The organism is Belliella marina, from assembly GCF_042682445.1.
GTDB lineage: Bacteria > Bacteroidota > Bacteroidia > Cytophagales > Cyclobacteriaceae > Belliella > Belliella marina.
Genome location: NZ_JBHUHR010000022.1, coordinates 54,789 through 75,293, shown reverse-complemented (window position 1 = coordinate 75,293; position 20,505 = coordinate 54,789). Strand labels below are relative to the sequence as shown.

The 20,505-nt window shown below is 42.7% G+C and carries 11 protein-coding genes; all 11 read right to left on the bottom strand.

Features of this window, described 5'->3' with window-relative positions; translation table 11 throughout:
* Window positions 1-2: 2 nt before the first annotated feature.
* The gene (locus tag ACFSKL_RS07825; RefSeq protein ID WP_376885075.1) at window positions 3-1,526 is read right to left on the bottom strand and encodes a family 43 glycosylhydrolase; all 1,524 of its coding nucleotides are present in this window, start codon (window positions 1,524-1,526) and stop codon (window positions 3-5) included.
* A 60-nt stretch (window positions 1,527-1,586) separates the two neighbouring features.
* Window positions 1,587-2,552, bottom strand: coding sequence for an alpha/beta hydrolase (locus ACFSKL_RS07820; RefSeq protein WP_376885073.1), 966 nt, complete (start codon window positions 2,550-2,552; stop codon window positions 1,587-1,589).
* A gap of 180 nt (window positions 2,553-2,732) precedes the next feature.
* On the bottom strand, window positions 2,733-4,382 hold the full coding sequence (locus ACFSKL_RS07815) for a glycoside hydrolase family 43 protein (protein ID WP_376885071.1): 1,650 nt from the start codon (window positions 4,380-4,382) through the stop codon (window positions 2,733-2,735).
* Between the two features lie 30 nt (window positions 4,383-4,412).
* Window positions 4,413-5,885: a cellulase family glycosylhydrolase gene (locus ACFSKL_RS07810; RefSeq protein ID WP_376885068.1), complete on the bottom strand. Its 1,473-nt coding sequence runs from the start codon at window positions 5,883-5,885 to the stop codon at window positions 4,413-4,415.
* A gap of 184 nt (window positions 5,886-6,069) precedes the next feature.
* Window positions 6,070-8,031, bottom strand: a complete 1,962-nt coding sequence (locus ACFSKL_RS07805) for a sialate O-acetylesterase (protein WP_376885067.1) — start codon at window positions 8,029-8,031, stop codon at window positions 6,070-6,072.
* A gap of 614 nt (window positions 8,032-8,645) precedes the next feature.
* Window positions 8,646-10,019, bottom strand: a complete 1,374-nt coding sequence (locus ACFSKL_RS07800) for a glycoside hydrolase family 43 protein (RefSeq protein ID WP_376885066.1) — start codon at window positions 10,017-10,019, stop codon at window positions 8,646-8,648.
* Between the two features lie 331 nt (window positions 10,020-10,350).
* Window positions 10,351-11,937, bottom strand: a complete 1,587-nt coding sequence (locus ACFSKL_RS07795; protein WP_376885064.1) for a glycoside hydrolase family 43 protein — start codon at window positions 11,935-11,937, stop codon at window positions 10,351-10,353.
* A 174-nt stretch (window positions 11,938-12,111) separates the two neighbouring features.
* On the bottom strand, window positions 12,112-13,644 hold the full coding sequence (locus ACFSKL_RS07790) for a glycoside hydrolase family 43 protein (protein WP_376885061.1): 1,533 nt from the start codon (window positions 13,642-13,644) through the stop codon (window positions 12,112-12,114).
* Window positions 13,645-13,811: 167 nt separating this feature from the next.
* Entirely contained in the window at window positions 13,812-15,284 is a 1,473-nt protein-coding gene (locus ACFSKL_RS07785; protein WP_376885059.1) for a cellulase family glycosylhydrolase, read from the bottom strand.
* Window positions 15,285-15,493: 209 nt separating this feature from the next.
* On the bottom strand, window positions 15,494-15,868 hold the full coding sequence (locus ACFSKL_RS07780; protein WP_376885057.1) for a hypothetical protein: 375 nt from the start codon (window positions 15,866-15,868) through the stop codon (window positions 15,494-15,496).
* An 858-nt stretch (window positions 15,869-16,726) separates the two neighbouring features.
* Entirely contained in the window at window positions 16,727-20,410 is a 3,684-nt protein-coding gene (locus ACFSKL_RS07775; protein ID WP_376885055.1) for a T9SS type A sorting domain-containing protein, read from the bottom strand.
* Window positions 20,411-20,505 lie beyond the last annotated feature (95 nt).

Sequence of the window (20,505 nt, the reverse complement as noted above, 5' to 3'; positions counted from 1 at the left end):
GTCTATTTTTGATTTATTGGTTTGTAAACAAAATTCTTAAATTTTACACTTCCCTTTCCCATTGAGCAAAGCCCGATACGAACTCCCAAAAACCCGCCAAAAGCATTGTGATGGAAACCTGAGATTTCCAGTGAGTTTTGGATTTTGGTCCAGTTGTCGCCATCTTTGCTGTAATACATATCGACAGTATTGTTGACATTCTTTAGGCGAAGGAATACACGATTTTCAATTACATTCTTTTCAGTTTCAAATTGCCAGCCTTTAATATTTGCCAGGATATTTTCATGGTCTGCCAGGATCCCAGAATACGCCCTTTCATTATAAAAAATCACCAATCCTCCTTTTGCTTCTCCTTCTATAAGGAGCTCCACTTCTGCCGTGTACGAGTGGTCCGTGGGTGTATATAATAGGGGTGAGCAATCGGCAATAGCATTTCCTTTTGCTTCAAGGACCAAACTGTTATCCTCCAAATGGTACCTGTTAGTATCATATCCGCCAAAAAATTTCCATTGGGGCTTCAGGTTGGCTCCTTCAAAATTATCACTGAAAGTAGTATTCTTATCCGAGGTAACCAACCCTTCTTTTTTCACGGGTTCGGTATCGGCAATTCCTTTGGGTACCCTGTACCAGCCGTCTTCTGTCCATTCGACAGGCAGGAGCAAGGTCTGACGCCCCAAGTTTAAATACCCGTTCTCATAAGCATGGTAGACCATCCACCAGTTTCCCTCGGGATCATCTATTATGGTTCCGTGCCCTTTCGACCACCACCTTTCAGAGCTGTCGGTTGTCCTTACTATCGGGTTATGGGGCGCATTCTCCCAAGGGCCAAAAAGCGATTTAGACCGGGCAGAAATGATCATATGGCCTGTTGCGGGCCCGGCCGTTCCTCCCTGGGCAACTGTCAGGTAATAATAGTCGCCGCGTTTTACCAGCTTGGGACCTTCCATGCAAAAACACTCGATCGACCACTCCCGTGGTATGGGCCATCCCTGGTATGAGCTTTTAAATTCTCCGGATACGGAAAGCCCGTCATCAGATAACGGTACAAATCCACCGCTGCTAAAAAACAGGTATCTCTTCCCATTTTCATCAACCGCATGCCCTGGGTCAATATGCCCTATTTTAAGATCTATGGGCTCGCTCCACGGACCATTGATCGAATCGGCCCAAATCACGTAATTCGTGTTGTTAGCCGGAAAATAGATGTAATACTTACCGTTGTGTTTGGCCAGATCAGGTGCCCAGACAGAACCTAAATATTGATGCAGGGCATTGGTTACCGGAGACCAGTTGACCAAGTCTTTGGAATGCCAGATCAGCAGGCCTGGATAATACTCGAAAGATGAGTGCACAATATAGTAGTCGTCACCATCACGCAATATGCTCGGGTCCGGGTAGTCTCCTCCAAAGATTGGGTTGGTATAAAAAGCAGCACCCTTTTTATTGACCTTAGTTTGATACTGTGCACTTACCGGAAAAACTGTCTGGAAGCAAATAAAAAACAGAAAAATTCTTATCATGTTCATAATCATCTTATTTTCATTAGAAGTTCAATCATTAAACTTTAGAGGGATATTATAGCCATCCTATTTTTGATATTCCGATACTGATTTAATTATTTCACTTTCCACTGATAGAAAACCACTGGATTCAAGCCATTTACTACAGGCTTCCGGCCAGGAAGATTCTGTGTTTTTCGACCGTCCCATGCCATATCCATGTCCTCCGGATTGGTAGATATGGAGTTCACTGCGTACTTGATGCTTCTCCAGAGCCAGTGCATAGCCAATGCTGTTTTGTACAGGTACTGCCCCATCATCCATGGAATGGACTAAAAACGCTGGTGGCGTATCACTGCTCACCTGAAGCTCGTTTGAAAAGCGATTGACCTGTTCTGGGGATGGATTTTCTCCTAACAAATTAGATTTGGACCCGGCATGTGTAATATGCTCATCCATAGATATTACAGGATAAATCAGCAATGAAAAATCAGGACGGGCACTGGTGTTATCAACTAAATCGTAAACCTCTTCATTATAATGCGTAGAAACAGAGGAAGCTAGATGGCCACCGGCAGAAAATCCCATGATTCCAATTTTGTAAGGATCAATCCCCCATTCTGTGGCACGTCGTCTGACCGTCCGAATGGCTTCCTGACCGTCCTGCAAAGGTGCGATGGATTTGTCAACCATAATGGAATCGTTTGGTAAACGGTAGTTCAATACAAAAGCCGTCACTCCCAGAGAATTTAGCCATTGGGCAACCTGCTCTCCTTCATGTGAAACTGCCAACCCCCAATACCCTCCTCCTGGGCAAATTATCACTGCCGTGCCGTTTGCCTTTTCGGCAGGTGCCTGATACATCACCAGTGTGGGGTCAGTAACAAAACGCATTTTGACCCAATTATCCGCAGAATCAACTGATTGCTGATAACTTGAATAGATAATGGCTCCAGGTACTTGCCCTTTCCATAAGTCTATTGTCTTACTTTGAGCATGAAGCTTGCCTACCATTAACAACAGTATAAGTAATACAAAATTCTTTTTTATCATCAATAAGTAATTTAGATAATCTAATCTATTCAATGGAAAGAGATTACACTTTTAATTTAAATTGCTAGGTCTATACACAAACTGATCAAAATCGGCATAAGCTTTCGTATTTTGATTTTGGGATGCGGCATATAAACACGATAGAGATTATATGTAAGAAAATTCTATTCATTTGGTATATTAATTACCGGAAGAATTCCCATGATCCACCGATTCCTCTACACCAGAAATCCACTTGTATGGCATTGCCAGATCCTCTTCAAAATCAAACCAATCGAAATCTGCAGGATTAGTATTGGCACTGCCATTGCCTGAAGCGTACATCCCTATATAGACACCAGTGAAACCATTCAATACTTCAGTTGACAATACCTTTGTTGGTGATGTACCCAAAGACACCGCAGGCTTCCCTTCTTCCTGCACCCAAAATTCATATTGCGATTCTGAGGCAGTTATCCGTAGGGTAATATCCCCTTCTGAAATCTCCATCACTTCTGTATCTTTCTCATCCCCTTTTAGGAATTCTCTATACATGGCTACCCTTTTCCCATCTCTCATCGTGATGACCAAACTCAAATGGTTTTCATCATTTCCTCTGATAACCAAACCAGCTTCTTCATTGGGAGCTACCGGAGTGAAGTTGACTTTGGTAGAAGCTGCCATATTAAATGCTGTCTGTCTACGGGCAACAAAAGCAGGGGAATCTTTTTCCCTGAAACTGATTTTTGAGCCATTGAGCCTCAAATAGCCAAGGTTTTCCGTTAGTGACCAGTCAGTATCATGAGGGTTTCTTAGGAAATTCCACAATAGACGTAAGTCCGAACTATCAAAATCATCCCTAACAGATTCCTTTTCCCAAATATGTTCAGGAAGGTTAGGCACCGGAAATTCTTCCAGCATCACTCCTCTGTCGCCAGCAATCGGCCAACCATCAGGAGTCCAGGTAATCGGCGCAAGAAATGTTTCCCTCCCCAAGTGGTGGTAATTACCTTCTATCGGTCTGATTCCAAGACATACCAACCACCAGCTGCCATCCTGTAGCTGTACAAAATCAGAATGGCCAATTGCCTGAAATGGGCTTTCAGGATTATCCATATTGGAAATCACCGGGTTATAAGGACTAGGTTCAAAAGGTCCATAGGGTGATGTGCTTCGCTGTATGACCGAGCGGTGCTCATAACCTGTGCCACCTTCCGCAGAGATCAGGTAGTAGTAGTCGTTGATCTTATACATATGTGGCGCTTCAGGCGATGCTCCACCCAAACCTGAAGCAACCAATTGTAAGGGCTCGACGAATTTTTTTGCATTAGGATCAAAAGTGCCAACTGAGAAATCACCCTTGTTATTGGGGCTAATCCAGTACAGGCTGTCATTGGCAAACATCATGGATGGATCTACAAACCAGTTGCCAACCCATACCGGATCAGACCAGTCACCTGCAGGATCAGTAGCGGTCACATAAAACACCCCTTCAGATCCCTTACCTCCATAGTTGGTACATGAAATGTAAAATGTCCCATCATGGTAGCGAATAGCCGGGGCAAAGTTCCCTCCTGAAGAAGATGCACCCATCAATGGGTTATTGCTTTGTCGGGAAAGTGCATGGCCTACCAGCTTCCAGTTGACCAGGTCTTTACTATGATAAATGGGCAATCCTGGAAAGTATTCAAAAGTGGAAGTCACCAAATAGAAATCATCCCCAACCCTGCAAATACTTGGATCGGGATTCATGCCAGTGATAACAGGGTTTTTGAAAGTGGTCTGCCCTATGAGTATGCTTGTCTGTAAAAATAGTATACAGACAAGCCAAGTAATTTTTCTATACAACATAAAATCTTAATTAATTGAAATATGATAGGTCTAATTATCCTGTAATGCTTCCAAAAGTTTGGCGATGGTACGCTGATCTTTTACGGTATAGTTGCTCCGATCCAGAGCTGCACCTGTATCCCACCAAAAAGGGATCATGCCATTTTGAATCGCTAAGGATGTGATATAATAGGTCCAATCATCCACGGATTTATGGTGCAATTCGAGATCCATTGGCACATTTGCACTCTTATGACGTCGGTAGGCACCATATTCCCCCAATAGTACTGGTATTCCTTTGTCTACAAATTGCTTTTTTGACAGTGCGAAAGATTTGGCAGCTTCTGCCTCATCGCCATAAGTGGAGTTACGATCTGGCTCTAAAGTAGAATTATTCCCTTGTCCCCAGTAGTAAGCCATACTGCCCCAGCTGACATCCTCAAACAAAATGCAGAATTGGGAAGGCGTGTAATAATGAACCTCCGCCATCATGCGGCCTTCTATTTCGTCTGTAGGCAAGGTATGCATCAGCTCATAGGTCCTTTCAATATTGGTACCAGGGCCCTGAACAACAAGCACCCTATAGCTGTTTCTTCCACCAGTAGACCGTACCGCATTGACAAAGGTCTGGTGATAGGAAAGTAAGACCTCCATCTCTACAGCATTATGGACTTCTGGTTCATTGGCACTGGCAAACATGAGGTGTTCGTCATAGTCCCGGAAGTGCGTGGCAATCTGCTGCCAATAAGCTTTTTGCTTGGCATTCACCTCATCTTTCTTAGCAGGTGTACAGTTACTTTCCAGCCAGCCACCATCCCAATGGATATTGAGCAGCACATACATGTCGTTATCTATACAATATTGCACCACTTCTTTTACCCTGTCTAACCATTGAGGGTCAATCTTGGCAGTCTCCTCATTAGACAGGTACACATCCCAGGCTACTGGAAGGCGGATGGTATTGAAGCCAGTAGCTTTTACAAAATCAATATATTCTTTGGTGGTTTTGGGATTTCCCCAAAAAGTCTCATCCCCTACTCCATTGATAATGGCTTCTAAGGTATTCCCTAGGTTCCAACCCAATCCCATTTTGGCGGCAAGCTCCACTGCGTTGCTGCTCATCCCCGTTGCATCGGGAGGTAGTGGAGAAGTATTGTATGATGGATATATGGTCGAAATCTGCGATACATTAATCCTCCTAGCCTGCCCATTGGGTGATGTGATATTCAAAATGGCAGTTCGGGTAAGACCTGTAGCATTTGGAGAAACTGTGAGCTCTATTGAGGCACTACCACTGCTTCCTTTTGATTGACTCAATTGTAGCCATGCTTGAGCCTGATGACTAATACTCCAATCATCATTACTTGAAATGGTGATCTCCATGATCCCTCCCTCCTCATCAAAATCCACTTTACTCACAGAAACATCGAGTATAGGATCTTTCATCAGTTCTTCTCCACAAGAGACAAGTAACATTATTCCCAAAAAAACAGCCAGTACACTGGTCAATTTTAATTTCTTCATTCTAGTTTATTTTAGTTATTGAGTTTATTGTTTGCTTTCATGTTTACATTAATCCTACTTTGTCATATTACCGAAAAGAGCCAAAACCTTCCAGGTTTTATGCACTCCAAGCTTCAATTTTCAGGAATCTGCTCTTCTAAACCTGGAAGGTTTACACTTAACAAAATAAGATTAACCATAGATTCTATTTCTGAGTAATGCCCTTCCAATCATCAGTTCTAAAGGGAACAGCTGGAAGACCTTCTGAATTTACCAGGTTACACATAGGGTTGTTAGCCCAAGCATAGCGTACTACCTGGGGATTTTTCACAAGATCAGAATACACCACCACTTCGTTTCCTTCAATCTTTGCCTTAGCCCAATGGAATTGCCTGTCATGTCCTGCGACAGCAAAACCGGTCAATTCATTTCCGTCATTGGCCAAAAGCCCAGTACCGATATGGTCAAAGCTGATGCGGATTTGATTTCCTTCTGTTTTGGAACTTTTGTATACCGGCCCGGATGCGATGCAGTCTTTTTGTTTATATACCAACTTATTGGCAATGAGGGCCAATCTCCTTCCAACTTCCTGTTTGTTTTTTGGGTGAATATCATCCGCCTCCCCGATATCGATGATACAAGCCATTCCTGTATTGGGCTGTGTCAAAGTCATGGTCTGGGCTTCCCTCAGCTCTGCCCAGTCACTTTCCGACGGAAGATCTTGTGTCTTTCTGAAATTTGCCAATTGTACATACAAAAAGGGAAGTTTGCCCTGATTCCAGCGTTTCCTCCAATCCGTGATCAGCATGGGAAAAAGCTTTCTGTAGTGATATGCTTCCGAAGCATTCGCTTCTCCCTGATACCAAATAAAGCCTTTGATCCCATAGGGAATGAGTGGATTGATCATGGCATTGAACAGGAGTGATGGCCTGTAATGATAATCCATTGTCTTGGGAAGTGCAGGTTCAAGGTCTTTATGATACAACCAGCTTCCAGCCAATGATACCTGTGAAGAGCCGTCCGAAATATAGAGATTGTCAGCGGGGGGGTAGATGCCTCCACCGTTCCATATCGCTGCCAACCGGATAGACACGACATTCTCGCCCCTTTTTACGAGATGGGCAGGAATGGTGTAATGATGGGTTGGATTAGAGTTCCAAACAGCTTTACAAATTTCCTCTCCGTTGAAATACAAGGAATAATTCATCTCTGGATACCCAACATTCACTATCAGATCTTTGCCCTCAAAGCTTTCCGGTAACGACACCTTTTTACGCAACCAGACCAGTCCTTCGTAAGACCCAATACCAAAATCCTTAATCATCCTTGGCATCTCAATACCAGCCCAGTCGGAATCATCATAATCTGGTGCAGAAACGATCTTGTCTGTCTTATTCTGTGGGTTCAATACGATATCCCAAAAGCGCAATACGTTCAGGCTGTCTTGAATAAAGTCTTCGGGATCCCTGAGTGTGCTGTTGGCTAATACGGCTTGTCTGGAAATGGGTGAGGAAAGCAACATTTCCCGGCTTGTCCAGGATTCAACGGGTGTTCCTCCCCAGGTACTCTGGATGATACCTACCGGTACGTTTTGATCCTGCTGTATCTTTCGTGCAAAAAAATAAGCAACTGCAGAAAACTCTTTTACATAGGTACTGTCACATAGCTGCCATTCACCTGAAGAAATATCCTCCTGCGGTATCAATTTCTTATTATGTGCTACTGAAAGGAAGCGAATATTGGAAAAATCAGCATTTACTATTTCGTTTTCTGCGTCCGCAGACTGCTGTACCTGCCATTCCATATTGGACTGCCCGGATGCCAGCCAAACATCGCCAATGAGGACTCCGTGTAACGTAACACTTTCTTCTGATTTTCCTTTTTCATAAACTTTGAGTATATAGGGACCACCTGCTTCAAATTTTGGAAACCGAACCATCCATTTCCCCTCTTTATTGGCCTTTGTTGTCACACGTATTCCTCCCAGTTCCGCTATTATATTGGATCCTGGATCTGAACTTCCCCAAACGGGAATTTTAATATCCCTTTGTAAAACCATATTGTCACCAAATACCTTGGGCATGGTGATCTGGGCATAACATAGCCCTTGGCAAAAGAGGAGCAATATGAAAAGCCCTCCTGCTATTCTTGTATTCGCACTCAACATTGTTTTTTAGGTTATTTTGGCTGTGGCATTATACGTGCCATTGAATATTGCTAAGGTATTGATAATCTTGCCTGGACAGGGTATGTCATGTGTCTAATAAGGGGTTTTGATGTTTTATTGGAAGATTTGAGACGTCAGATGACTTGTCCGACGTGGCGGAGGAGACATAACAATAAAAAGCAAGAGTCAAGAAGCGAAATGCAAGACATATATGTCAAGAGCGATATAAGCTTAGCGATATAGATAGATATCCACCTGAGGCGGACAAGTATGCCTCTTCCTGACAGAAGACAAGTTCGGCGATATATTTAGGGTCGAGTTCAAATGACGATTGTGATTACAAAAAGTGTCAACTATTTTCAGGACGTGACAAGGATACAAGAACCAAGTGTCTAGACAAAAGTGTGCTTTCAACGACTAGGTCACCTCGACGGCAGGAGAGGTCTCTTTACTTGGACGAAGAGGCTTTTAAGAATATTGAAAAGAAAAACAATAAGAAAAATGTCAAGTATTTTCAGGACTTGAGGCACTATCCCGATAAGTGCGATAAATTCAACCCCCTCAGGGGTTGAATTTTGAATTTGGCTACTAGTGTCATTGCGGATATACATAAATTATTTTAAGAATTTCCAATAATCAAAATACAGGAGGTCGGTATCGGCTTCTCCCTTAAAAACAAAATACAAATCGTGAATTCCTGAAACTTTTTTTACATCAATTGTCTGCAATGCCCATTGGTCATTGTCTTCCGTCATTGGTACATTTACGGTTCCTATTAACTCACCGTCTTTAGTGTCCAATCGTATTTCCATTGAAATATTTCCGTTGTGCGTTGTGCCAATTCTTGCCGTGAATTTCGAAGCGCCTTTTTTACGGAAATCCACCTCTTTAACTTTGATAAAAGCGTCATTGTATTTTGCCGTAATAAAATTACCAACCACATTATCGTTCATTGACTTCACTCCTTCAGACCAAGCAATGGTTTCAGCTTCAGTCTTGACATAAGGATTTAATGGACTTAAACTCTTTTTAATCCCTTCTGTCATATTCATTTGCACAATCGAACCATCTTTATTAAACTTGGCTTCTTCTACACAAACTGAACGAGTAAAACCACCACCTCCGGGCAATGCACTATTGTGATAGAAAAAATAGCTCTTTCCCTTAAAATCAATTATACCGGGATGATTCGTAAAAGAACCTCCTTGTGTAGGCATCACGACACCTTGATATTTCCAAGGGCCTGTTATACTTTTACTGGTTGAATAACCAATATGCTCCGGTATGGGCCCTGCACCAAAAAACAAATAATACAGACTATTGCGTTTATACAACCAGGGTCCTTCCTCATAAGTGGTAGGTCTTATGTCATTTTTTTCTCCTTCGCGTTTACCAAAAGATTCTATTGTATTGGGTATTTGTTGAACTTCACCCGAATAGGATATCATATCCTCATTCAGTTTTACATAAAACAAGCCGGGATTTCCCCAATACAAATACGCCTGACCATCCTCATCTATAAATAGCGTAGGATCGATATCGTTCCAAGGATGATAATTGATAAGCTTCTCGCCAATAGGGTCTTTGAATGGGCCATAAGGACTATCTGAAACCAAAACTCCTATCCCTCCGCCATGCAAGGGACAGTATAAATAAAATTTACCATTTCGTTCAATACACTGAACTGCCCAAGCACCATTATCCTGATTAGCCCAACTAAAATCTTTAAGAGATGCAACTATTCCATGATCTGTCCAATTGACCATGTCTGTTGATGTATAAAGCAACCAATTGAGCATTTTAAAACCCTTGCCATCGGCATTGGCATCATCTTCATCATGTGATGTGTAAAGAAATACGGTACCATTATGTACCATTGGTGCCGGATCAGCCGTATAATTGGTTTGCACAATAGGATTTTGGGCTTTTCCAATGGAATAATTTAAGATAGCTATAAGTGTCGCTATAAGTTTATAGGTATGTTTCATCTGTTTAATTTTTTTTAGTTTCTGAATGTATTTCCCGATCTCTCGGGAAATACATTCAGGCCTGCGGGCCGTACTGCCCTTCTGCAGGCAGGAACTCCCATGAACTTATTTTAATCATTCCTTATGTGAAATTTTTGATTAAAAAAATTCATGCTCGTTTCATTTTAGTTATTAATATTTATGACTATCCGCTTTCTTGCACGTAGCCAAACAATAGATTATTGGATGAAATATTTTAGGTTCTGTTGACTATGCGCTGTTGTCTGTTGACTAGTATCCGCAACCTATAAAGCCTCTTCTTACCCAACATGCAACATTGCGGATACCCATATTAATATTTAATTCTAAACCAATCAAAGTCAGCATAACCGCCTATTTCTTTTGTCGCATAATTAAACAAGCCAAAACGATACCCCATAAAATGTGGGATGTCATAGGTCATTTTCAATGTGTTTCCAATAGGATTCCAAACTTTTCCATCAAGACTGTAAAAGAAACTAGCTTCATCCTTCCCATTAAGGGCGTAAAGGTTCTTAGCTTCATCGTTCATGCCTGTAAAATCGCAATCGATCCTGAAGTAAATCTGGTCTTGATCCAATGAGATTCGCTTTACTTCGACAGGCTCATCATTATCGGTAGTGATCATTACTATAGACTTTTGACCATTTTCGACCTTTACCCCAACCTGTCCGTATCTTTTTTGAAAGGCACATAATCCTGCGAAATCACCATCCTTCATTTTGGAAACATCCAAGGCAACAGAAGCTGAGCTGGTTGGACCAATAGTGCGTTGTGTCAACGTGTTTCTGGCCTGAAGAAAATCAGTGTCGATCCTTCCTGTTTTGAGGCGCAAAAACCCTTTTCTTTCAGTTACAGACCACAGCGCATTATCGGGGTTATGGTTCCATTGCCATACTAAAGGAAGTGCTCGCTGTCCTTTTTTTCTCTTGAATTCATCAGAACCAACCAAATTCGGGATCAAACCTTTGCCGGCTGGCAGGTCTAATGTTTCCGGGGCTTTGCCGTTTTCCCCCAATACAGGCCAACCGTCTTCCCACTTGACAGGTACGAGATAAGGAACGCGCCCAACAGCAGCATAATCGCGGAAAAGATAGGAGAACCAACGTCCATCGGGAGTGTCTATCAATCCCCCTTGGGCAATCCCCCTATCCTGTAAGGCTACCTTCCCTTCCCAGGGACCGTTGATATTATCTGCCCTATGTATGATTACTGTTCGCGTTTCACCGCGTGGTGCGCAAATATTAAACAGATAATATTTCCCATCTACTTTAAACAACTGAGATCCTTCAGCTCCAAGGCTCATTGTTTCGCCTGCTGGTGCACTGGCGTTTTCGATGAAGACTTTCTCAGGAACGTCTTGTTTAACTCCCGTCAGATCATCATTTAACTCAACGATTTTGAGTGTATGTGCATCATGGATCAAATAGGCTTTGCCGTCATCATCAAAAAACAGGAAAGAGTCATGGTATGCCGGTTTAAAAGAAATTCTTTCCCAATTGCCTTTTTCTATATCTTTCGTTTTAAAGATATAGGTTTCTCCTGTGGTTTGGGCAAAAGTGGTGACATAATACATTCCCTTATGGAAGCACAGACTGCTGGCCCATGAACCCTTGCCGTATGTGCTTTTCCCTTCTGTCAGGTTTAGCTCCGGTATATCTGCCAGAGTATCATAGGCATAGTTGATTATCTCCCAATTGACAAGATCCGTAGATTTCATAATGGGTACCCCCGGGTTCATGTGCATTGTGGTACTGCTCATATAGTAATTTTTACCAACCCTGATCATAGACATATCAGGCACATCGGCAAAAATCAATGGGTTTTGGGCTTGCGCCAAAGCAACAGCCTGGACAAGCAAAATAAAGAAGACAAAAATGAGACTAATTTGTTTTTTCATGGGATAGTACAAATACATTCTAAATTTTATTTTAAATATTATTTTACCTTTTTGTTTCAAATTCTGAATCATCTGAACTCAAAAAAGCTTTATTCTCTTTTCTTCCTTGTTGTTATCATCAACAAGAAAGCATAGGAATAAACAAGTACTATTGGTTACAAGACCAACAGCAGATTAATTGATGAATTTCCATTCGTCAAACAGAAGGTCCTCTCCATTAAATACAAAATAGATATTCCCTACTCCTTTATCTATTGTCCGTTCTATTTTCTCCGAGAGCGTAGCCCATTCCTTCCCATCACATATAAGGGAAACAAGTGGAGCACCTTTAAGATTATTCACATAAACATCAATTTTACCTTTTCCCTTCACCCTGGCTTCGAATTTGGCAGGGATCTGTTTGCTAAAATCGGCTCCTCGCACCATAAGACATTGTTTATCCGCTTTTCCTTTGGCAACCATGTTGCCAGGTTTGCCAACAGCTTCGAACTGGACTTGCCCCGAAGTACCTGCAGTGGTTTCTGCCTGCTGAAGATCGAACGGATTTAATGGGTTAAGTTGTGACGGACCTTCAAAAGTTGCTTTGCCCATGAGAATATTCACATGCTCTTCATCCACTTGCATTTCTTCGATACCCACATTTCGAAAACCACCTTTAGTGTCGAAATAATCCTGCAAATACATGGCATGGTAAGCAATATAATATTTCTCTTTAAACTTGAACAGATGCGTATGATTGTTTGTCCAAGGTCCCACGTTATCTTCTCCAGTATTCTTGAAGTAATTATCACGATACTCCCAACTATCCGGATCTAACGGTGTTTTGCTTGTCATATAAGACATATTGCATTTGGTTGGGATATCAATATGGCCATAAGGCCATTCGGTGCGGTCAGTCCAATTCGTGTTATAGGTATAAACATAGGTTCCATTGATAAAATTAAGTTCGCTGGCTTCAAAAAAATAAGGGGCTGGTATCTTGGCTACATCGCTGGCCAAACTGATCATATCTGCCCCCAATTTGACGATTCTGGCATTATCTGGCATATAGTCCGTTTTGGGCGTTCCGCCTCCAAAAGTCAGCCATCCGGCACCTTGGTCGTCAATAAGAACACCAGGATCGAATGGAGCTTCAACATCCACACCGGGGACAGAACGGTCGACTATGTTCTTTCCTAATGGGTCACTCCACGGACCAACTGGAGAGGTAGAAGTAAGCACAGCAGTGCCAATACCGCTATTGGAGTAATACAAATAGAAGTGTGTCTTACCATCTGCTTCCAGTCTGGATGTAATGGAAGGTGCCCATGAATTCTGGGTCCATGGAGCCAGATCGGCCGTATTTATGAGGCCATGATAAGTCCAGTTGACCATATCATCGGAAGACATCATGACCAGTGTACGGATATGCCCGTATCCATTTTTCCCATCCTTTCCTACATGCTCATACTGTTGGTGATCATTCGTGGCATACACATAGATTCTCCCTTCGTATTCCACAGCTGTTGGGTCGGCCGTAAATATAAAATCCAGTAAAGGGCTCGCATTATCGGAGGTAAGTTTCGGCGAAACATTTGCGAATTTTTCTTCCAGATTTTCATTAACAACTTCCGATTTATCCAAAGTAGACTGAGGTTCTACATCTTTTTTACATCCCAAAAAGGAGATGGCAAAGGCTGTAATAAACAATACTTTTTTCCTAAACATTCTTTTTTTTATTTTACCCAAAAAACGAATATCCGTTAAGGGTTAATTTCTTTTGACTAATTATTCTTTAAGCTACTGTAGCAAAGGAGTTAGCCCTTCCCCAGACTGGTGAAAACTTGATCAATCTCAGGGAAGGAAAATAACCTTATGCTATAATGGACTCTAAATTATTGATTATATCCTTCAAGAATGGCATCATACATACGCTGGTCCTTTACCACATTATTAGATCTGTCCAACATAAAACCTATCTCCCACCAGAATGGTATAATACCATTTGCTTTAGCCTGTTTAGTCACATATTTTGCCCAGTACTCCACAGACTGATTATGCTTTGCCAGATCCATAGGAAGAAAATTGGCGTTGGTAGCGGCAGTCCTCCTCCATGATGCATATTCACCCAATATTACAGGGATACCTTTATCAACAAAATTCTCTTTTACCCCTTTGAATTCAGCATCGATCAGACTCTCTTCTTGACCAGCGGGGGCGTTGCGGTTTGGCTCAATAGTAGAATGATTTCCAGATCCCCAGTAGTAAACCGCGGTTCCCCAAGTTGCATCTCCATTATTCAATAACGTAAATGTAGCAGGCGTGTAGTCATGCACCTCAACCATCAACTTATTGGGAATCTCGTCTTTTGGAAGTTCTGTCATCATAGTAGCAGTTTTAATAGGGTCAGTGCTAGGTCCCTGAACAACCAGTACACGGTAACTGTTCCTTCCACCCGTGGAGCGAACCGCCTTGATGAATGTTTCGTTAAAACCATTAAGTATGGCCATCTGCTCAGGAGTATCAACCAAAGGTTCATTCATACCTGCAAAAATAAGGTGTTCGTCAAAGTCACGCATTTCTGTAGCAATCTGCTGCCATAATGCCTTTAGCTTCTGATTAATCACCTCTTGGTTTGCCGCATTGACATTGTACTCAAGCCAGCCATTATCACCGTGGGTATTCAGTACTACATACACATCATTGGCCACACACCATCCAACTACTTCTTTCACTCTGGCAAGCCATGCTGGGTCAATTTTCATTCTATCTGGATCGCTTAAATGAGTCCAAACCCAGTTAGTAGGAAGCCGTACAGCATTGAACCCTATTTGTTTTACAAATTTCACATAGGATTCGGTAAGTTTACTACTCTGCCACTCACCTTCGACTGGGGATTCCATGGTATTCCCAAAATTTATTCCCTTTTCCATTTTCGCTGCCAGTTGCACTGCGGTGCTGCCCATTCCCGTTGCATCGGGAGGCAGTGGGGAAGTATTGTAGGATGGATATAGTGTGGAAATCTGTGAGATTGTTATCCTTCGGGCCTGTCCGTTTGGCGAGGTGATATTTAATATAGTCGACCTAGTCAGACCAGTGGCATTGGGAGTAGCTGTTATCTGAATAGAAGTACTGCCGCCACTTCCAGCTGTCTGGCTCAATTGTAACCATAATGTGGCCTGATTGCTGATGCTCCAATCACTGTTACCTGATATGGTGAACTCTTTGTCCCCCCCTTCTTCATCAAAATCCATCTTATTCACGGAAACGTCAAGTACAGGGTCTATCACACCCTCTTCTCCACAAGAGAAAAGTGCCATTATTCCCAGAAAAAAAGTTAGTATCCTAATCAATTTCATCTTTTTCATTCTAGTTTGTTTTAGTTATTGAGTTTATTGTTTGCTTTCATGTTTACATTAATCCTACTTTGTTCGTTTGATGCTCAAGGATTGAAACCTGTCAGGTTTTATGTTGATCTCACATTGTACAAGGTAGAAGTAGTGTCTATTTCTGAGTATTGCCCTTCCAATCATCAGTTCTAAACGGTACAGCTGGGAGGCCTTCTGAATTTACCAGATTACATATTAGGATTGTCGACCCAGGCATAGCGTATCGCTTCTGAGTTGACCACTTTATCAGAATAAGCCACCACTTCATTTCCTTCAATCTTAGCCTTAGCCCATTGGGATTGCCTATCATGTCCTGCGACAGCAAAACCGATCAATTCATTTCCATCTTTATTGGCATTTGTGGTCACACGTATTCCTCCCAGTTCCGCTATTATATTGGATCCTGGATCTGAACTTCCCCAAACGGGAATTTTAATATCCCTTTGTAACACCATATTGTCACCAAATACCTTGGGCATGGTGATCTGGGCATAACATAGCCCTTGGCAAAAAAGGAGCAATAGGAAAAGCCCACCTACTATTCTTGTATTAGCACTCAACATTGTTTTTTAGGTTACTTTGGCTGTGGCATTGTATGTGCCATTGAATATTGCTAAGGTATTGATAATCTTGCCTGGACAGGGGATGTCATGTGTCTAATAGGGGGGGATGATGTTTTATCTGCCTCTTTTGGGAGATTTGAGACGTGAGATGATTTGTCCACCGTGGCGGATGAGACATAGGATGAAAATGATACAAGAAGCAAAATATAAGACTCAAGACAGAGATCTGATACAAAAGAGAAGTGAGATACGTGTCCGTCTTAGATAGATTAAATAGTTTAGAATGGGAAGAGACTAAACAACTATCGGCTAAAGACCGATGATAGGTTTGGTTTCGCCTAAAGGAGACTAAAGTGAATCCGAGACTTAGTGATCTTTGTGAAAAACTTGGTGATCTTTGTGGCTATAATTTTTACCACAAAGGTCACCATGTAAAAATATTGGCTTTTTTAGGGTCTGAAACAGGTAATGTATTCTACTTCATAATTAGGAGTGATGGTATGCCCGAAAGTCAACACACCACCACTCACTCATTCATTGATTATTACCTGAAACAGGTATTTGATTATTTACAATATGTATATACGCTACTTTGCAACAAGCCAAACAAAGTTTCTCCAACAACGGATTTTCATTACTTTTGACTGTCGTCCGTTGGCACTCGTGCGCTCCACCACGGCGGACAGGCGTGGCGTAGTTGACGATTATCCCCAACATGATGGTTTGCTTACTTCATTACTGGCAAAGTAGCGGATAATCATATTTTACAATTAGTGTATTCTTAAATAGAAAAACCTTCCAGTTTTTTTGTCTGATTTCAGCAATCAGCCGATTATCTACAAACCTGGAAGATTCTGTTTAGTAAATGACTAATTTCTTGGTTACATTAGATTGGCCTGATCGTATATTGACTAGATAAACCCCTGCGCTTAGTGATTGATCAAATTCCAAAATTTCATAGCCTTCTGTGGTATTTTGGTAAAGCAATCTGCCCTGACTCCCATATATACTGATGATTGCAGTTTGTAAAGGTGCCGGTAATGCCAATGAAAACCTTCCTGCTTGGGCAGGATTTGGGTAAATGACTACTTCATTTGCAGTAATTCCAGGCTCTTTTGATAGCTTCGAATCAAATATACTTAGCTCTCCAAATTCATTTGAACCAAGGGTTCTTGCCGAAGAACTGCCGGAAGTGGCATAGCTGATATAGCCGTTACAGTTCAACCATTCGCTAAACGAGCCACCACAGGTATTTTGCCACACCCCCGTATTGACCTCCTGATTTTCCGACTGATAGGTAGTCCCGTTGATGATAACATAATCTACCTGTACATTTCTGGGCCCATTGTCATTGGTATAATGCACTTCCACTGTCCCACTACCGGACGCTGTGTAATCGGTGTATGAGGTAGAAAGTGTCCAGGTAGCCACGGTGTTGCCGTTTACCCTCAGATCTATGGACTCATCCCCTTGTACTCCCCTGGCCCTTACTGTAATCGCACCGGGATCAAAAGGTGAGAGGTAGCTTCCACCGATTACGTCTTGGGAAATCCCGGGGCCTTGCCAGGCCACTGCAACATTGTCACCTCCCCCACTTTCCTTATGAATTACCTCGACATAGTACTTCTGTCCTGCTGTAAGGTTAATGGTGGCAGACTGCTGGGAACTGTACTTATTCCATTCTCTGGGATTAGTCCATCCATCTACGAAGGCTATTCGGGAGCTATTTTCCGGATTATCGTTGGTGCTCAGATATAAATCTACATTGTCATCTCCTGCCACCCAGAACGTATAGTTGCCACTGGTAGTAGGGTGAATATATCCCCTTATTCTGGTACCATAATTATCACCCCAATTTGTGGGACCTTCCAGGCTTGAGATCTGCTCGCTGCCTGTAGGGTTATTGGGATAATTGACATTGGAGGTTAAGCTACTGATACAGGATCCACTTATGCCTGTCCAATACTCTCTCAGTATAGAACCGGAGCCTCCTGCTACCGTGACATCAAAAATCTGTTCACTTTGGCACCCTACGCTGTTGGTGTAGGTAGCTTTATAGCTCCCTGTCTGATGGGACTGGATGTTGGAAATAGTGACCTCACGGGCAAAAGCACTAAAGCCATTAGGGCCACTCCAACTCCATGACCCTCCCTGGGCGGGTTGTGGACCAAACTGCATACTGTCACCTACCGTTACGGAAGCATTGGCTGATCGCTGCCAAGCTGCTCCATTAACCCGAAGGTACGGGGTAATCGCAGTAGGTGTACAGTCATCAGGCTCTCCATATGCGATACCCCGACCTGCCGTACTCATATATACCCTTCCGAAAACATTCATATCTCCCTGTACGAAATAAGCATTTCCGGGACCTCCATATTGTTGCGCATCATTATTGATTCTGGACCAGGATGCTCCCTGATCTGTCGAACGATAAACACCTCTAACATTATTGATAGTACCCCAAATGTAGATGGTAGGATAATCTGCTCCTGGAGCAGCCACTCCAAAACCAACGGATCCGCAATTGCTGATGCCGCTTATGGTCGAAAATGATTGCCCTGAGTTAGTTGAACGTGCCAGACCTCCATCGTTCAAAGCTATCCAGACGTGGCCCTCCATTCCGGGAGCCAATCTGATCGTTTTTGAGCCCTTGTCCGCGACTGTACCGGCTTGAGAAAATGAAGTCCCGCCGTTGGAACTCACCATTACCGCTCCATTTGAAGGGTTGTAAGCATAAAATTTATTGGAATTAACCGGATCAGCTACAGGCCGTGCATCACCTATACTTAAACCACTTACCGTGGACCAGGATGATCCATCATTCGTTGAGCGATAAGTGACCAAAGACCCTTGTGGGGAATGCAAAAGTATATTTCCATTAGCCGATAATGCTACCCGCCCGTACTCGCCATTCATGTTGGATTGGGTCCAGGATAACCCCATATCATTGGAGTAATACATGGAATTTCCTACCCGGACAACTTTGCTTGTATTTTGGGCTGCTACTGCCAGCCCTCTGGTGGTTCCCATATTAGGACTATGAATTGGTGCGTATTCTTTAATGTCTGTGTGTCTGAACCCATCATAGTCACCAATAATAGAAATCAAAGGGCCATTGGGGATACTTTCCACACTATAAGGCACGGTTTCTTCGATTCCCCGGACATTAAACCTCCATGTATCACTGGTATTGATGTTATCATTCACAAAAACACCATTACCTGAAGTAACCCAAACTTTTTGCGTATTGAAGGGGTCGAATTCTATGGAACCTGCCCAATGGATGGCTTTTCCATAAATCCAGGTGATGCCATCAGTATCCAGGGTAAATCCCCGGTCTACCACATCCACCCAGCTTGAACCACCGTTTGTGCTCAGGTATATCCTGTCGCCCCATACGGTATTTCCGGTATTCACATTGGTGTATTGACCCCAAAAAGTGTTGGTGGTAGACGCCACAATCCTGTTAGGGTTATTTGGATCAACGCTTATTCCCCCGAATGCCCTGTTGGAACCGGGAGGGGTAATGTTAGTCCATACGCCTGAGGAAATGTTGTATCTCCAGATCTGGCCATTATCCATGGAGCCAGAGTTTTCATTTCCATGTGGCCCGGCTCCATTTGCATAGGTGATATAAAGGTTATCATTGCTGGCGAGAACGGCACGATGAGGCATAAAATTAGTGGGTGCTCCAGACACAGCTGTAAATGATTGCCCTCCATCATCGCTTCTATAAAAATTTGCTCCCTCACTTCCAGAACGCGAAACTCCTACAAACATTCTCTGTGTACTTCCTCCAGAATTGCTGGATGGATCCAATAGCACAAAACTTATCCCGTTCTCAAAACGGATCTCTTTCTCACCTGTAGAGGTTACATCTAAGGAAGATACCTTGCTCCAGTTTGCTCCGGCATTGGTGCTCCTGAATAGCCCGGCCTGTCTACTTCCACAATACAGTATATTACTGTTGTGGGGATCTACGGCCAGCTTCTCACCAGTTTGCCTTCCAAAACCATTCCCATGGGCTTTGAACTGATTTGTGACTTCAGTAATGGTAAACGAATTTCCGTAATCATCTGAGCGCAAGATTGCAGTTCTTCCGTTGCTGAAATAATCAATACCCACAAGCATATATAATCTACTGGGGTTATTGGGATCCAGTGCCAGGGATTCAACACCCAAATATCCTACGTCATCTTCCGATGTCCAGTCGTTCAGAGCTACCCAAGTTCCGGTAGAGGCATCCCATCTGTAGGCACCGCCCACATCAGTCCGTGCATATACCAGATTTTGCTCTGTTTTGCTTGGGATTATGGCGGAAACAAATCCACCACCGCCAATAGCTAAACTATTCCAATTATAATTTTCTGTGTTTTGGGCATTCAACTGATAGCCTTGAGACAAAATAATCACTACAAATAAAGAGAAAACGGCAATTAACTTCTTGCTGGATTGAGTAAATACGAAAATGGCCATCAAAAGCCCATAGCCATAAGCCCCAAACAGCTTCTGTTTGGGGGTAACAAATAGATTTGAATTCATTGTGTTTTGGGTTAATTGTTAATCAATCTATACAAGCAATATGTAGGGTAAAATAAAAAAGGGGTGGATTGAACTTGCATCCAACCACCCCTTAA

Coding starts and splice junctions, on each gene's coding strand:
- ACFSKL_RS07825 (WP_376885075.1), bottom strand. CDS start 1,526: ATGAACATGATAAGAATTTTTCTGTTTTTTATTTGCTTCCAGACAGTT.
- ACFSKL_RS07820 (WP_376885073.1), bottom strand. CDS start 2,552: ATGATAAAAAAGAATTTTGTATTACTTATACTGTTGTTAATGGTAGGC.
- ACFSKL_RS07815 (WP_376885071.1), bottom strand. CDS start 4,382: ATGTTGTATAGAAAAATTACTTGGCTTGTCTGTATACTATTTTTACAG.
- ACFSKL_RS07810 (WP_376885068.1), bottom strand. CDS start 5,885: ATGAAGAAATTAAAATTGACCAGTGTACTGGCTGTTTTTTTGGGAATA.
- ACFSKL_RS07805 (WP_376885067.1), bottom strand. CDS start 8,031: ATGTTGAGTGCGAATACAAGAATAGCAGGAGGGCTTTTCATATTGCTC.
- ACFSKL_RS07800 (WP_376885066.1), bottom strand. CDS start 10,019: ATGAAACATACCTATAAACTTATAGCGACACTTATAGCTATCTTAAAT.
- ACFSKL_RS07795 (WP_376885064.1), bottom strand. CDS start 11,937: ATGAAAAAACAAATTAGTCTCATTTTTGTCTTCTTTATTTTGCTTGTC.
- ACFSKL_RS07790 (WP_376885061.1), bottom strand. CDS start 13,644: ATGTTTAGGAAAAAAGTATTGTTTATTACAGCCTTTGCCATCTCCTTT.
- ACFSKL_RS07785 (WP_376885059.1), bottom strand. CDS start 15,284: ATGAAAAAGATGAAATTGATTAGGATACTAACTTTTTTTCTGGGAATA.
- ACFSKL_RS07780 (WP_376885057.1), bottom strand. CDS start 15,868: ATGTTGAGTGCTAATACAAGAATAGTAGGTGGGCTTTTCCTATTGCTC.
- ACFSKL_RS07775 (WP_376885055.1), bottom strand. CDS start 20,410: ATGAATTCAAATCTATTTGTTACCCCCAAACAGAAGCTGTTTGGGGCT.